This is a genomic window from Escherichia sp. UTM R2, assembly GCF_048593455.1.
Taxonomy (GTDB): Bacteria; Pseudomonadota; Gammaproteobacteria; order Enterobacterales; family Enterobacteriaceae; genus Escherichia; species Escherichia coli.
This window is the reverse complement of the sequence record NZ_JBFWDY010000002.1, coordinates 419,456-432,665: the sequence shown is the minus strand read 5'-3', so window position 1 is coordinate 432,665 and position 13,210 is coordinate 419,456. Positions and strand designations below refer to the sequence as shown.

Below are 13,210 nucleotides of genomic sequence, written 5' to 3'. Positions count from 1 at the left end.
CCGTTGCTTCGCAACGTTCAAATCCGCTCCCGGCGGATTTGTCCTGGTTGGGAGAGTGTTCACCGACAAACAACAGATAAAACAAAAGGCTCAGTCGGAAGACTGGGCCTTTTGTTTTATTTGATGTCTGGCAGTTCCCTACTCTCGCATGGGGAGACCCCACACTACCATCGGCGCTACGGCGTTTCACTTCTGAGTTCGGCATGGGGTCAGGTGGGACCACCGCGCTACTGCCGCCAGACAAATTCTTTTCTAATCTGCCGAACTTTAACCTAAAAAGTGGTGCTGATACCCAGAGTCGAACTGGGGACCTCACCCTTACCAAGGGTGCGCTCTACCAACTGAGCCATATCAGCACGCTAAATTTGATGCCTGGCAGTTCCCTACTCTCGCATGGGGAAACCCCACACTACCATCGGCGCTACGGCGTTTCACTTCTGAGTTCGGCATGGGGTCAGGTGGGACCACCGCGCTACGGCCGCCAGGCAAATTCTGTTTTATCAGACCGCTTCTGCGTTCTGATTTAATCTGTATCAGGCTGAAAATCTTCTCTCATCCGCCAAAACAGCTTCGGCGTTGTAAGGTTAAGCCTCACGGTTCATTAGTACCGGTTAGCTCAACGCATCGCTGCGCTTACACACCCGGCCTATCAACGTCGTCGTCTTCAACGTTCCTTCAGGACTCTCAAGGAGTCAGGGAGAACTCATCTCGGGGCAAGTTTCGTGCTTAGATGCTTTCAGCACTTATCTCTTCCGCATTTAGCTACCGGGCAGTGCCATTGGCATGACAACCCGAACACCAGTGATGCGTCCACTCCGGTCCTCTCGTACTAGGAGCAGCCCCCCTCAGTTCTCCAGCGCCCACGGCAGATAGGGACCGAACTGTCTCACGACGTTCTAAACCCAGCTCGCGTACCACTTTAAATGGCGAACAGCCATACCCTTGGGACCTACTTCAGCCCCAGGATGTGATGAGCCGACATCGAGGTGCCAAACACCGCCGTCGATATGAACTCTTGGGCGGTATCAGCCTGTTATCCCCGGAGTACCTTTTATCCGTTGAGCGATGGCCCTTCCATTCAGAACCACCGGATCACTATGACCTGCTTTCGCACCTGCTCGCGCCGTCACGCTCGCAGTCAAGCTGGCTTATGCCATTGCACTAACCTCCTGATGTCCGACCAGGATTAGCCAACCTTCGTGCTCCTCCGTTACTCTTTAGGAGGAGACCGCCCCAGTCAAACTACCCACCAGACACTGTCCGCAACCCGGATTACGGGTCAACGTTAGAACATCAAACATTAAAGGGTGGTATTTCAAGGTCGGCTCCATGCAGACTGGCGTCCACACTTCAAAGCCTCCCACCTATCCTACACATCAAGGCTCAATGTTCAGTGTCAAGCTATAGTAAAGGTTCACGGGGTCTTTCCGTCTTGCCGCGGGTACACTGCATCTTCACAGCGAGTTCAATTTCACTGAGTCTCGGGTGGAGACAGCCTGGCCATCATTACGCCATTCGTGCAGGTCGGAACTTACCCGACAAGGAATTTCGCTACCTTAGGACCGTTATAGTTACGGCCGCCGTTTACCGGGGCTTCGATCAAGAGCTTCGCTTGCGCTGACCCCATCAATTAACCTTCCGGCACCGGGCAGGCGTCACACCGTATACGTCCACTTTCGTGTTTGCACAGTGCTGTGTTTTTAATAAACAGTTGCAGCCAGCTGGTATCTTCGACTGATTTCAGCTCCACGAGCAAGTCGCTTCACCTACATATCAGCGTGCCTTCTCCCGAAGTTACGGCACCATTTTGCCTAGTTCCTTCACCCGAGTTCTCTCAAGCGCCTTGGTATTCTCTACCTGACCACCTGTGTCGGTTTGGGGTACGATTTGATGTTACCTGATGCTTAGAGGCTTTTCCTGGAAGCAGGGCATTTGTTGCTTCAGCACCGTAGTGCCTCGTCATCACGCCTCAGCCTTGATTTTCCGGATTTGCCTGGAAAACCAGCCTACACGCTTAAACCGGGACAACCGTCGCCCGGCCAACATAGCCTTCTCCGTCCCCCCTTCGCAGTAACACCAAGTACAGGAATATTAACCTGTTTCCCATCGACTACGCCTTTCGGCCTCGCCTTAGGGGTCGACTCACCCTGCCCCGATTAACGTTGGACAGGAACCCTTGGTCTTCCGGCGAGCGGGCTTTTCACCCGCTTTATCGTTACTTATGTCAGCATTCGCACTTCTGATACCTCCAGCATGCCTCACAGCACACCTTCGCAGGCTTACAGAACGCTCCCCTACCCAACAACGCATCAGCGTCGCTGCCGCAGCTTCGGTGCATGGTTTAGCCCCGTTACATCTTCCGCGCAGGCCGACTCGACCAGTGAGCTATTACGCTTTCTTTAAATGATGGCTGCTTCTAAGCCAACATCCTGGCTGTCTGGGCCTTCCCACATCGTTTCCCACTTAACCATGACTTTGGGACCTTAGCTGGCGGTCTGGGTTGTTTCCCTCTTCACGACGGACGTTAGCACCCGCCGTGTGTCTCCCGTGATAACATTCTCCGGTATTCGCAGTTTGCATCGGGTTGGTAAGTCGGGATGACCCCCTTGCCGAAACAGTGCTCTACCCCCGGAGATGAATTCACGAGGCGCTACCTAAATAGCTTTCGGGGAGAACCAGCTATCTCCCGGTTTGATTGGCCTTTCACCCCCAGCCACAAGTCATCCGCTAATTTTTCAACATTAGTCGGTTCGGTCCTCCAGTTAGTGTTACCCAACCTTCAACCTGCCCATGGCTAGATCACCGGGTTTCGGGTCTATACCCTGCAACTTAACGCCCAGTTAAGACTCGGTTTCCCTTCGGCTCCCCTATTCGGTTAACCTTGCTACAGAATATAAGTCGCTGACCCATTATACAAAAGGTACGCAGTCACACGCCGAAGCGTGCTCCCACTGCTTGTACGTACACGGTTTCAGGTTCTTTTTCACTCCCCTCGCCGGGGTTCTTTTCGCCTTTCCCTCACGGTACTGGTTCACTATCGGTCAGTCAGGAGTATTTAGCCTTGGAGGATGGTCCCCCCATATTCAGACAGGATACCACGTGTCCCGCCCTACTCATCGAGCTCACAGCATGTGCATTTTTGTGTACGGGGCTGTCACCCTGTATCGCGCGCCTTTCCAGACGCTTCCACTAACACACACACTGATTCAGGCTCTGGGCTACTCCCCGTTCGCTCGCCGCTACTGGGGGAATCTCGGTTGATTTCTTTTCCTCGGGGTACTTAGATGTTTCAGTTCCCCCGGTTCGCCTCATTAACCTATGGATTCAGTTAATGATAGTGTGTCGAAACACACTGGGTTTCCCCATTCGGAAATCGCCGGTTATAACGGTTCATATCACCTTACCGACGCTTATCGCAGATTAGCACGTCCTTCATCGCCTCTGACTGCCAGGGCATCCACCGTGTACGCTTAGTCGCTTAACCTCACAACCCGAAGATGTTTCACTTCAGAGTTGCGAAAATTTGAGAGACTCACGAACAACTTTCGTTGTTCAGTGTTTCAATTTTCAGCTTGATCCAGATTTTTAAAGAGCAAAACTTCGCAGTGAACCTTTGCAGGTACACTCTGAAGTATTTTTTATTTAATCACTACAGAGATGGTGGAGCTATGCGGGATCGAACCGCAGACCTCCTGCGTGCAAAGCAGGCGCTCTCCCAGCTGAGCTATAGCCCCATAACATGTAGTTAAAACCTCTTCAAATTTGCCGTGCAAATTTGGTAGGCCTGAGTGGACTTGAACCACCGACCTCACCCTTATCAGGGGTGCGCTCTAACCACCTGAGCTACAAGCCTGTAGAGGTTTTACTGCTCATTTTCATCAGACAATCTGTGTGAGCACTGCAAAGTACGCTTCTTTAAGGTAAGGAGGTGATCCAACCGCAGGTTCCCCTACGGTTACCTTGTTACGACTTCACCCCAGTCATGAATCACAAAGTGGTAAGCGCCCTCCCGAAGGTTAAGTTACCTACTTCTTTTGCAACCCACTCCCATGGTGTGACGGGCGGTGTGTACAAGGCCCGGGAACGTATTCACCGTGGCATTCTGATCCACGATTACTAGCGATTCCGACTTCATGGAGTCGAGTTGCAGACTCCAATCCGGACTACGACGCACTTTATGAGGTCCGCTTGCTCTCGCGAGGTCGCTTCTCTTTGTATGCGCCATTGTAGCACGTGTGTAGCCCTGGTCGTAAGGGCCATGATGACTTGACGTCATCCCCACCTTCCTCCAGTTTATCACTGGCAGTCTCCTTTGAGTTCCCGGCCGGACCGCTGGCAACAAAGGATAAGGGTTGCGCTCGTTGCGGGACTTAACCCAACATTTCACAACACGAGCTGACGACAGCCATGCAGCACCTGTCTCACGGTTCCCGAAGGCACATTCTCATCTCTGAAAACTTCCGTGGATGTCAAGACCAGGTAAGGTTCTTCGCGTTGCATCGAATTAAACCACATGCTCCACCGCTTGTGCGGGCCCCCGTCAATTCATTTGAGTTTTAACCTTGCGGCCGTACTCCCCAGGCGGTCGACTTAACGCGTTAGCTCCGGAAGCCACGCCTCAAGGGCACAACCTCCAAGTCGACATCGTTTACGGCGTGGACTACCAGGGTATCTAATCCTGTTTGCTCCCCACGCTTTCGCACCTGAGCGTCAGTCTTCGTCCAGGGGGCCGCCTTCGCCACCGGTATTCCTCCAGATCTCTACGCATTTCACCGCTACACCTGGAATTCTACCCCCCTCTACGAGACTCAAGCTTGCCAGTATCAGATGCAGTTCCCAGGTTGAGCCCGGGGATTTCACATCTGACTTAACAAACCGCCTGCGTGCGCTTTACGCCCAGTAATTCCGATTAACGCTTGCACCCTCCGTATTACCGCGGCTGCTGGCACGGAGTTAGCCGGTGCTTCTTCTGCGGGTAACGTCAATGAGCAAAGGTATTAACTTTACTCCCTTCCTCCCCGCTGAAAGTACTTTACAACCCGAAGGCCTTCTTCATACACGCGGCATGGCTGCATCAGGCTTGCGCCCATTGTGCAATATTCCCCACTGCTGCCTCCCGTAGGAGTCTGGACCGTGTCTCAGTTCCAGTGTGGCTGGTCATCCTCTCAGACCAGCTAGGGATCGTTGCCTAGGTGAGCCGTTACCCCACCTACTAGCTAATCCCATCTGGGCACATCCGATGGCAAGAGGCCCGAAAGTCCCCCTCTTTGGTCTTGCGACGTTATGCGGTATTAGCTACCGTTTCCAGTAGTTATCCCCCTCCATCAGGCAGTTTCCCAGACATTACTCACCCGTCCGCCACTCGTCAGCAAAGAAGCAAGCTTCTTCCTGTTACCGTTCGACTTGCATGTGTTAGGCCTGCCGCCAGCGTTCAATCTGAGCCATGATCAAACTCTTCAATTTAAAAGTTTGATGCTCAAAGAATTAAACTTCGTAATGAATTACGTGTTCACTCCTGAGACTTGGTATTCATTTTTCGTCTTGCGACGTTAAGAATCCGTATCTTCGAGTGCCCACACAGATTGTCTGATAAATTGTTAAAGAGCAGTTGCGACGCGGCTTTCAGCTCACTGTCGCGAGGTGGCGTATATTACGCTTTCCTCTTTCAGAGTCAACCCTGAATTTCAGGATTTTTTTCTCTTCGTTGTTCCGACCATCCTGTGAAGTGTTTCACGTTGTCGTCTCAACGGAGGCGCATTATAGGGATCCCAATTTTTTGCACAAGTATTTTTTTGATCTTTTTTTCTGTTTGTTGTTTTTTCACCCTTTTTGCTGCAATCGCACACAAAACGGTGCTTTTTTGCATACTAAAAGACTTGCACAAGGCCAATAATGCCCCCAAAGTCATTAGTAAATCATTTATTGCTGAGGTAAGTATGTCTGATGTTTTACGCCCATACCGCGATCTTTTTCCACAAATCGGTCAGCGCGTAATGATCGACGATAGCAGTGTCGTGATTGGTGACGTTCGTCTGGCTGATGATGTGGGGATCTGGCCGCTCGTTGTGATTCGTGGAGATGTACATTATGTACAGATCGGAGCACGCACCAATATCCAGGATGGCAGTATGTTGCATGTCACTCATAAATCCTCGTACAACCCAGATGGCAACCCATTAACCATTGGCGAAGATGTCACTGTTGGTCACAAGGTGATGCTCCACGGCTGCACCATTGGCAATCGAGTTTTGGTTGGGATGGGCTCAATTTTACTTGATGGCGCAATAGTAGAAGATGATGTGATGATTGGTGCGGGTAGTCTGGTCCCACAAAATAAACGGCTGGAGAGCGGATATCTGTATCTCGGTAGCCCCGTCAAACAGATCCGCCCGTTAAGTGATGAAGAGAAGGCTGGGTTACGCTATTCCGCGAATAATTACGTGAAATGGAAGGACGAATATCTGGATCAGGGTAACCAGACCCAGCCTTGATCATCTTCACTTTGTTCCTGAATTAAGTTTTCCGCTTCTTCTTCCAGGTCCCAGCGATGCTGACGAAAACTCGCTAACCACTGTTCTGGCGTATCTCCAGTAAAGCGATACGCCAGACTCTCGCCAGAGATCGCGCATGTCAGTTGCATACCATTCACGAGAGCGGGAAAACATACACATTTTTTATTCTCGTCCCACTCTTCCCTGTCCGGAAACTGGATGGCCTGATTCACGCGGACAATTCCTCCTGCAATTGCTTTATAACTGGTTCTACGTCAGGCAGAACACCGTGCCAGAGAAGAAAGGCATGAGCCGCCTGTGCCACCAGCATTCCTAAACCATCAGCATTACGCTTTGAGCCTCGCTGCTCACACCATGCCAGAAAAGGAGTTTTTCCTTTCTGATAGAACATGTCATAGCAATAAATGCCTGGATGAATGAGCGATGACGGGATCGCCGGAATATCACCACTGATGCCACTGGATGTTGCATTAATAATGAGATCAAACTCATGACCTTCCAGTTCGTCCATACTCAACGCCTGAATACTGCCAGTGTGCGCAAACAATTTAGCCAACTCTTCCGCGCGGGATACCGTCCGATTAGTTATTGTCACCGCACAGTCCAGGGAAAGGAGTGGCAGTAGTACGCCGCGAGATGCTCCACCAGCGCCGATAAGCAGAATACGTAAACCAGGGCGGATAAAAGACAGACGTTCCAGATCGCTTAACAAGCCTACACCATCGGTATTGTCACCCAGCAGGCGTCCATCTTCTAACCGCATGAGGGTATTAACAGCACCAGCCAACGCTGCCCGTTCAGTAAGCTCATCCGCTCTGGCAAAAGCCTCTTCTTTAAAAGGCACCGTCACATTCGCACCTTTACCACCAGCACTAAAGAAAGCGTTCAGTGTGTTGATGAAATCATTGATGGGTGCCAACACGCGCCCATAGGGATGTTCAATATTCAGTTGCTGAGCAAATTGCTGATGAATGAATGGCGATTTGCTGTGGGCTATCGGATTACCAAAAACAGCATAGGTTTCCATTATGTTACCCCTGTCGAAACAGTTCACCCGTCAGGGCATCGCGGATTTCTGAAGGATTTAAACGCCCCCCCGTTTCACCAGGCACAACCGGGAACGCCGCGCCAAATTGTGCGCGAACTTCGTCTACTGTTCGACAAGGTGGCAATCCACTCAAGTTGGCACTGGTAGAAACCAGCGGTTTACCATAAGCCTGGCACAAAGCAACCACCAACGGATGGTCGGTGACTCGTACAGCAAGCGAATCAAAGCGGCCCGTCAACCAGCGCGGTGTTGTCGCAGGCGCGGGAAAGACAAAGGTGACAGGACCTGGCCAGCGGGAAAAAATGGTTTCACGCTGCACGTCAGTCAACATGGTGTCATCAATATAGGGTTTAAGCTGCTCGTAATTTGCTGCGATTAAAATCAGCCCCTTATCAACCGGACGCTGTTTTAACTCCAACAGTCGCATCACTGCTGTTTCGCTATCAGGATCGCACCCAACACCGAAAACGGCTTCCGTTGGATAGGCGATGACACGTTCTTCATTGAGAACATCTATCGCAGCTGCGATAGCGTCTCTTTGCAGGTTATTATTCACGTTATTATTCCGCCGAAACCGGCTTTCCACATTGTTTACTGGCACAAAAGTGTTTTACACCCTGCGCGGTTTTCTTTTCGATGAGTAGCGGATAATGACACTCAGGGCATTCTCCAGCTATGGGTTTGAAGTTAATGGCAAATTGACACTCCGGGTAGCGATCACAAGAGTGAAATGTTTTGCCATAACGGGAGCGGCGCTGGACCAGATGGCCCGTCCGACATTGGGGGCATGTAATTGCTGTTTCGTCCGGTTTATCGATAAGTTCGGTATGTTCGCATTCAGGGTAGTTAATGCAACCAATAAACATACCAAAGCGTCCCTGGCGTAATACCAGATTTGCGCCACATGCAGGGCAAACCTGCCCCTCCAGAACTTTGACGATATGTCCATCCGCTGAAGATTTCAGAGGACGGACGTAGTCACACGCCGGATACTGTGAGCATCCAAGAAACGGACCGTGTTTCCCGGATCGAATAACCAGTTCAGCCCCGCACTTTGGGCAGGACTCATTATTACGCACCGTGAACAGTGCTGATTTCGCCATAACAACTTATGCTGAATTAAAGAAATGATTAATGCAGCATACCTTCATTCACTTCAAAGAGTAATTCTTCCATTTGCTGGTACGCATTTTCGCAGCCCGGAATATTGAACAACACCATCAGGATCACCCATTTCAGATCATCCAGTTCGAACTCTGCGTTATCCAGCGCGAGCACTCGCTCTATCACCATTTCACGAGTTTCAAGGTTGAGCACCTGAATCTGCTCAAGGAAAAGCAGAAACCCACGGCAGCTGGCATCCAGTCGTTCACACTCTTCCGGTGTATAAATACGCATGGAGAGAGGATCCGAGGCCAGTTGCATCGGTTCTGCCAACCCTTCCTGATAATCAGCAAGTTTTTCCAGCCATAGCAGGGCATTGTAGATATCTTCTCGCTCAAAACCTGCGTCGGTAAGATCCTGTTCAAGTTTGTCTTGATCCACACGCAACTCAGCTTCTGTGTGAATATAGGTTTCAAACAAATACATTAGTACGTCGAACATGGCATGCCCTCCTCAATCGGACATAGCCGCCGGGTACAGCTGCGATCCATCCTGCTAACTCCAGTTCGAGTAGTTGAGTAACTACCTCTGGCACAGGTTGGCCGGCACGTTCAGCGACGACGTCAACAGGTGTTACCTCATCTCCTACGTTAGCCAGGAGCTCAGGAAATGGCAATGCCACGTCTTGCTGATCTGGTGAATAAAATGAATTTTCAGGGGCGTCTGGCAACCAGTGCAATCCAAATTGCAAGTTTTCCAGAATTTCTTCCGGTTCCGTCACAAGAATCGCACCTTGTTTTATTAACCAGTGAGGCCCTTCGCTTCCCGGATTCCCTATTGGACCTGGCAAGGCAAAAACTTCTCGCCCCTGCTCAAGCGCACAACGTGCTGTCACCAGCGAACCACTACGCAAAGCCGCTTCCACCACCAGTACACCTTTACTTAGACCACTGATAATGCGATTTCTTCGTGGGAAATTGTAAGCAAGGGGTGGAACATCGAGGGGAAATTCCGAGACGAGAGCGCCCCCCTGTTCAAGCAGACTGGCAGCCAGTCGGGCATGACGGCGGGGATGAATGGTATTAAGTCCATTCCCCAATACAGCAATGCTGACGCCATTTACCTGTAAGGCTGCTTTATGCGCTACACCATCGATTCCACGCGCCAGTCCACTCGTAATTGTCACTCCACGCGTCGCCAGAGTTTCGCAAAATAATCGTCCCCATCGCTCGCCATACCATGAATGCGCCCGACTCCCCACTACGGCAAGCTGAAATGAATGCAGCGCGTGCAGTTCTCCTTCAACAAACAGTGCGCCGGGGTAATCTGTCGTCGCCAGAAGTTGAGGAGGATAAAATTCGCTGTCCGCAGGAATTAAATGATGGTTGGGTTGCTCCAACCAACAAAGTGAGCTTTCGATACTCTTTCGTGGAAATGAAAGAAAGCGTTGTGCCTGCCGCAATGTAAGCCCTGTTTGCTGCAATACAACCGCATCAATATGCGACTGTTTTGCCACCCAGTGAGCGATACGGACCATATCATCGCCGTACAAGCTGCTGATACTCATTAAACGCAGCCAAATTTCTGTATCGACCATCCTTATCTCCCTGCCATAAGCAGCCTTAGCAATCTTTGCGATTGGTCAGTGATGCTGTCAATCAGAGGGGGATTTGTCTAGAATAGAAGAAATAATCTTTCTAACTCCTGAACACATCTCTGGAGATTTATGTCAGTTTTGCAAGTGTTACATATTCCGGACGAGCGGCTTCGCAAAGTTGCTAAACCGGTAGAAGAAGTGAATGCAGAAATTCAGCGTATCGTCGATGATATGTTCGAGACGATGTACGCAGAAGAAGGTATTGGCCTGGCGGCAACCCAGGTTGATATCCATCAACGTATCATTGTTATTGATGTTTCGGAAAACCGTGACGAACGGCTAGTGTTAATCAATCCAGAGCTTTTAGAAAAAAGCGGCGAAACAGGCATTGAAGAAGGTTGCCTGTCGATCCCTGAACAACGTGCTTTAGTGCCGCGCGCAGAGAAAGTTAAAATTCGCGCCCTTGACCGCGACGGTAAACCATTTGAACTGGAAGCAGACGGTCTGTTAGCCATCTGTATTCAGCATGAGATGGATCACCTGGTCGGCAAACTGTTTATGGATTATCTGTCACCGCTGAAACAACAACGTATTCGTCAGAAAGTTGAAAAACTGGATCGTCTGAAAGCCCGGGCTTAAGGATAAGAACTAACGTGTCAGAATCACTACGTATTATTTTTGCGGGTACACCTGACTTTGCAGCGCGTCATCTCGACGCGCTGTTGTCTTCTGGTCATAACGTCGTTGGCGTGTTCACCCAGCCAGACCGACCGGCAGGACGCGGTAAAAAACTGATGCCCAGCCCGGTTAAAGTTCTGGCTGAGGAAAAAGGTCTGCCCGTTTTTCAACCTGTTTCCCTGCGTCCACAAGAAAACCAGCAACTGGTCGCCGAACTGCAGGCTGATGTTATGGTCGTCGTCGCCTATGGTTTAATTCTGCCGAAAGCAGTGCTGGAGATGCCGCGTCTTGGCTGTATCAACGTTCATGGTTCACTGCTGCCACGCTGGCGCGGTGCTGCACCAATCCAACGCTCACTATGGGCGGGTGATGCAGAAACTGGTGTGACCATTATGCAAATGGATGTCGGTTTAGACACCGGTGATATGCTCTATAAGCTCTCCTGCCCGATTACTGCAGAAGATACCAGTGGTACGCTGTACGACAAGCTGGCAGAGCTTGGCCCACAAGGGCTTATCACCACGTTGAAACAACTGGCAGACGGCACGGCGAAACCAGAAGTTCAGGACGAAACTCTTGTCACTTACGCCGAGAAGTTGAGTAAAGAAGAAGCGCGTATTGACTGGTCACTTTCGGCAGCACAGCTTGAACGCTGCATTCGCGCTTTCAATCCATGGCCAATGAGCTGGCTGGAAATTGAAGGACAGCCGGTTAAAGTCTGGAAAGCATCGGTCATTGATACGGCAACCAACGCTGCACCAGGAACGATCCTTGAAGCCAACAAACAAGGCATTCAGGTTGCGACTGGTGATGGCATCCTGAACCTGCTCTCGTTACAACCTGCGGGTAAGAAAGCGATGAGCGCGCAAGACCTCCTGAACTCTCGTCGGGAATGGTTTGTTCCGGGCAACCGTCTGGTCTGATAGTCCACTCTTCTAAGCCCGGTCTTGCCGGGCGTTTTTATACTTATGAAAAAACAACGTAATTTACGTAGCATGGCGGCCCAGGCCGTTGAACAAGTCGTCGAGCAAGGGCAATCATTAAGCAACATTCTGCCACCGCTCCAGCAAAAAGTTTCCGATAAAGACAAAGCACTTCTTCAAGAGTTGTGCTTTGGCGTACTGCGTACGCTTTCGCAGTTAGACTGGCTGATTAATAAGTTAATGGCCCGTCCGATGACCGGCAAACAGCGGACCGTGCATTACCTGATTATGGTTGGTTTGTATCAACTGCTTTATACCCGCATTCCACCTCATGCTGCGCTGGCTGAAACGGTTGAAGGCGCTATCGCAATTAAGCGTCCGCAACTTAAAGGGTTGATAAACGGTGTATTACGCCAGTTCCAGCGTCAGCAAGAAGAGTTATTAGCCGAGTTTAATGCCAGTGATGCACGTTATCTGCATCCTTCCTGGTTGCTGAAGCGTCTGCAAAAAGCGTATCCAGAGCAGTGGCAATCCATCGTCGAAGCCAATAACCAGCGTCCGCCAATGTGGCTGCGTATTAATCGTACGCATCATTCCCGCGACAGCTGGCTTGCATTGCTGGATGAAGCAGGAATGAAAGGTTTCCCGCATGCGGATTACCCTGATGCTGTACGTCTGGAAACACCTGCACCTGTTCATGCGCTACCTGGTTTTGAAGACGGATGGGTTACCGTTCAGGATGCATCAGCACAAGGTTGCATGACCTGGCTTGCGCCACAAAACGGTGAACACATTTTGGATCTTTGTGCCGCCCCCGGCGGTAAAACAACGCATATCCTTGAGGTGGCACCAGAAGCGCAGGTTGTTGCGGTTGATATCGACGAACAGCGCCTCTCTCGGGTTTACGACAATTTAAAACGCCTTGGTATGAAGGCGACCGTGAAACAAGGTGATGGCCGTTACCCTTCTCAATGGTGTGGCGAGCAACAGTTTGATCGCATTTTATTAGATGCGCCTTGTTCAGCAACCGGTGTGATTCGTCGCCATCCAGATATTAAATGGTTACGTCGCGATCGCGATATCCCGGAACTCGCGCAATTGCAGTCTGAAATTCTCGACGCCATTTGGCCGCATTTAAAAACCGGTGGAACTCTGGTCTATGCCACCTGTTCGGTGTTACCGGAAGAGAATAGCCTGCAGATTAAAGCCTTTTTGCAACGTACCGCTGATGCCGAACTTTGCGAAACAGGAACACCAGAGCAACCGGGTAAACAAAATCTACCTGGTGCCGAAGAGGGCGACGGCTTCTTTTACGCTAAGCTAATCAAAAAGTGATGAGATAACGGGT

The 13,210-nt window shown here is 50.6% G+C and carries 10 protein-coding genes, 3 tRNA genes and 4 rRNA genes; 4 read left to right on the top strand and 13 right to left on the bottom strand.

All coding sequences use genetic code 11. From position 1 onward, the window contains the following. Positions 1 to 125 precede the first annotated feature (125 nt). The 7 genes from rrf (AB4H76_RS02910) to AB4H76_RS02880 form a co-directional block, all read right to left on the bottom strand. A 5S ribosomal RNA gene (gene rrf, locus AB4H76_RS02910) occupies positions 126 to 241 on the bottom strand. 39 nt (positions 242 to 280) lie between these two features. Continuing rightward, a tRNA-Thr gene (locus AB4H76_RS02905) sits at positions 281 to 356 on the bottom strand. Between the two features lie 14 nt (positions 357 to 370). Beyond that, positions 371 to 486: ribosomal RNA gene (gene rrf / locus AB4H76_RS02900) — 5S ribosomal RNA — on the bottom strand. A gap of 94 nt (positions 487 to 580) precedes the next feature. Beyond that, positions 581 to 3,484 (bottom strand): 23S ribosomal RNA (locus tag AB4H76_RS02895). 174 nt (positions 3,485 to 3,658) lie between these two features. Next, a tRNA-Ala gene (locus tag AB4H76_RS02890) sits at positions 3,659 to 3,734 on the bottom strand. Positions 3,735 to 3,776: 42 nt separating this feature from the next. After that, a tRNA-Ile gene (locus tag AB4H76_RS02885) sits at positions 3,777 to 3,853 on the bottom strand. A 68-nt stretch (positions 3,854 to 3,921) separates the two neighbouring features. Beyond that, positions 3,922 to 5,463, bottom strand: a 16S ribosomal RNA gene (locus tag AB4H76_RS02880). Together the 16S, 23S and 5S rRNA genes with 3 tRNA genes alongside form the textbook arrangement of a ribosomal RNA operon. A gap of 473 nt (positions 5,464 to 5,936) precedes the next feature. Between AB4H76_RS02880 and AB4H76_RS02875 the strand changes: the two genes are divergently transcribed. Further along, a complete protein-coding gene (locus AB4H76_RS02875) occupies positions 5,937 to 6,491 on the top strand; it encodes a gamma carbonic anhydrase family protein (RefSeq protein ID WP_001286216.1) in 555 nt (184 codons plus the stop codon). Here the strand turns inward: AB4H76_RS02875 and AB4H76_RS02870 are convergent. From AB4H76_RS02870 to dprA, 6 genes are read right to left on the bottom strand one after another with little or no spacing between them, the layout of a single operon-like run. Continuing rightward, positions 6,467 to 6,724, bottom strand: coding sequence for a DUF1488 domain-containing protein (locus AB4H76_RS02870; protein ID WP_001070563.1), 258 nt, complete (start codon positions 6,722 to 6,724; stop codon positions 6,467 to 6,469). The genes AB4H76_RS02875 and AB4H76_RS02870 overlap by 25 nt on opposite strands. Further along, the gene (gene aroE, locus AB4H76_RS02865; RefSeq protein ID WP_000451243.1) at positions 6,721 to 7,539 is read right to left on the bottom strand and encodes a shikimate dehydrogenase; all 819 of its coding nucleotides are present in this window, start codon (positions 7,537 to 7,539) and stop codon (positions 6,721 to 6,723) included. The genes AB4H76_RS02870 and aroE overlap by 4 nt, the downstream gene beginning before the upstream one ends. A 4-nt stretch (positions 7,540 to 7,543) precedes the next feature. Beyond that, a complete protein-coding gene (gene tsaC, locus AB4H76_RS02860) occupies positions 7,544 to 8,116 on the bottom strand; it encodes an L-threonylcarbamoyladenylate synthase type 1 TsaC (protein WP_001301412.1) in 573 nt (190 codons plus the stop codon). 4 nt (positions 8,117 to 8,120) lie between these two features. Then, positions 8,121 to 8,663 (bottom strand): type I DNA topoisomerase, encoded by a 543-nt coding sequence (locus AB4H76_RS02855; protein ID WP_001129722.1) that lies wholly within the window; start codon positions 8,661 to 8,663, stop codon positions 8,121 to 8,123. 28 nt (positions 8,664 to 8,691) lie between these two features. After that, positions 8,692 to 9,165 carry a DUF494 family protein Smg gene (gene smg / locus AB4H76_RS02850; RefSeq protein ID WP_000460680.1) on the bottom strand — a complete coding sequence of 158 codons (474 nt, stop codon included), beginning with the start codon at positions 9,163 to 9,165 and terminating at the stop codon, positions 8,692 to 8,694. Next, positions 9,137 to 10,261 (bottom strand): DNA-protecting protein DprA, encoded by a 1,125-nt coding sequence (gene dprA / locus AB4H76_RS02845; protein ID WP_000228551.1) that lies wholly within the window; start codon positions 10,259 to 10,261, stop codon positions 9,137 to 9,139. Before dprA ends, smg begins: the two co-directional genes overlap by 29 nt. A 129-nt stretch (positions 10,262 to 10,390) precedes the next feature. Between dprA and def the strand changes: the two genes are divergently transcribed. The 3 genes from def to rsmB are packed head-to-tail and all read left to right on the top strand — an operon-like array spanning position 10,391 to position 13,197. Next, positions 10,391 to 10,900, top strand: coding sequence for a peptide deformylase (def, locus tag AB4H76_RS02840; RefSeq protein WP_000114984.1), 510 nt, complete (start codon positions 10,391 to 10,393; stop codon positions 10,898 to 10,900). 14 nt (positions 10,901 to 10,914) lie between these two features. Beyond that, positions 10,915 to 11,862, top strand: coding sequence for a methionyl-tRNA formyltransferase (gene fmt, locus AB4H76_RS02835; protein WP_000004473.1), 948 nt, complete (start codon positions 10,915 to 10,917; stop codon positions 11,860 to 11,862). A 45-nt stretch (positions 11,863 to 11,907) separates the two neighbouring features. Then, positions 11,908 to 13,197, top strand: coding sequence for a 16S rRNA (cytosine(967)-C(5))-methyltransferase RsmB (gene rsmB / locus AB4H76_RS02830; protein ID WP_000744778.1), 1,290 nt, complete (start codon positions 11,908 to 11,910; stop codon positions 13,195 to 13,197). The last annotated feature ends 13 nt before the right edge of the window (positions 13,198 to 13,210 follow it).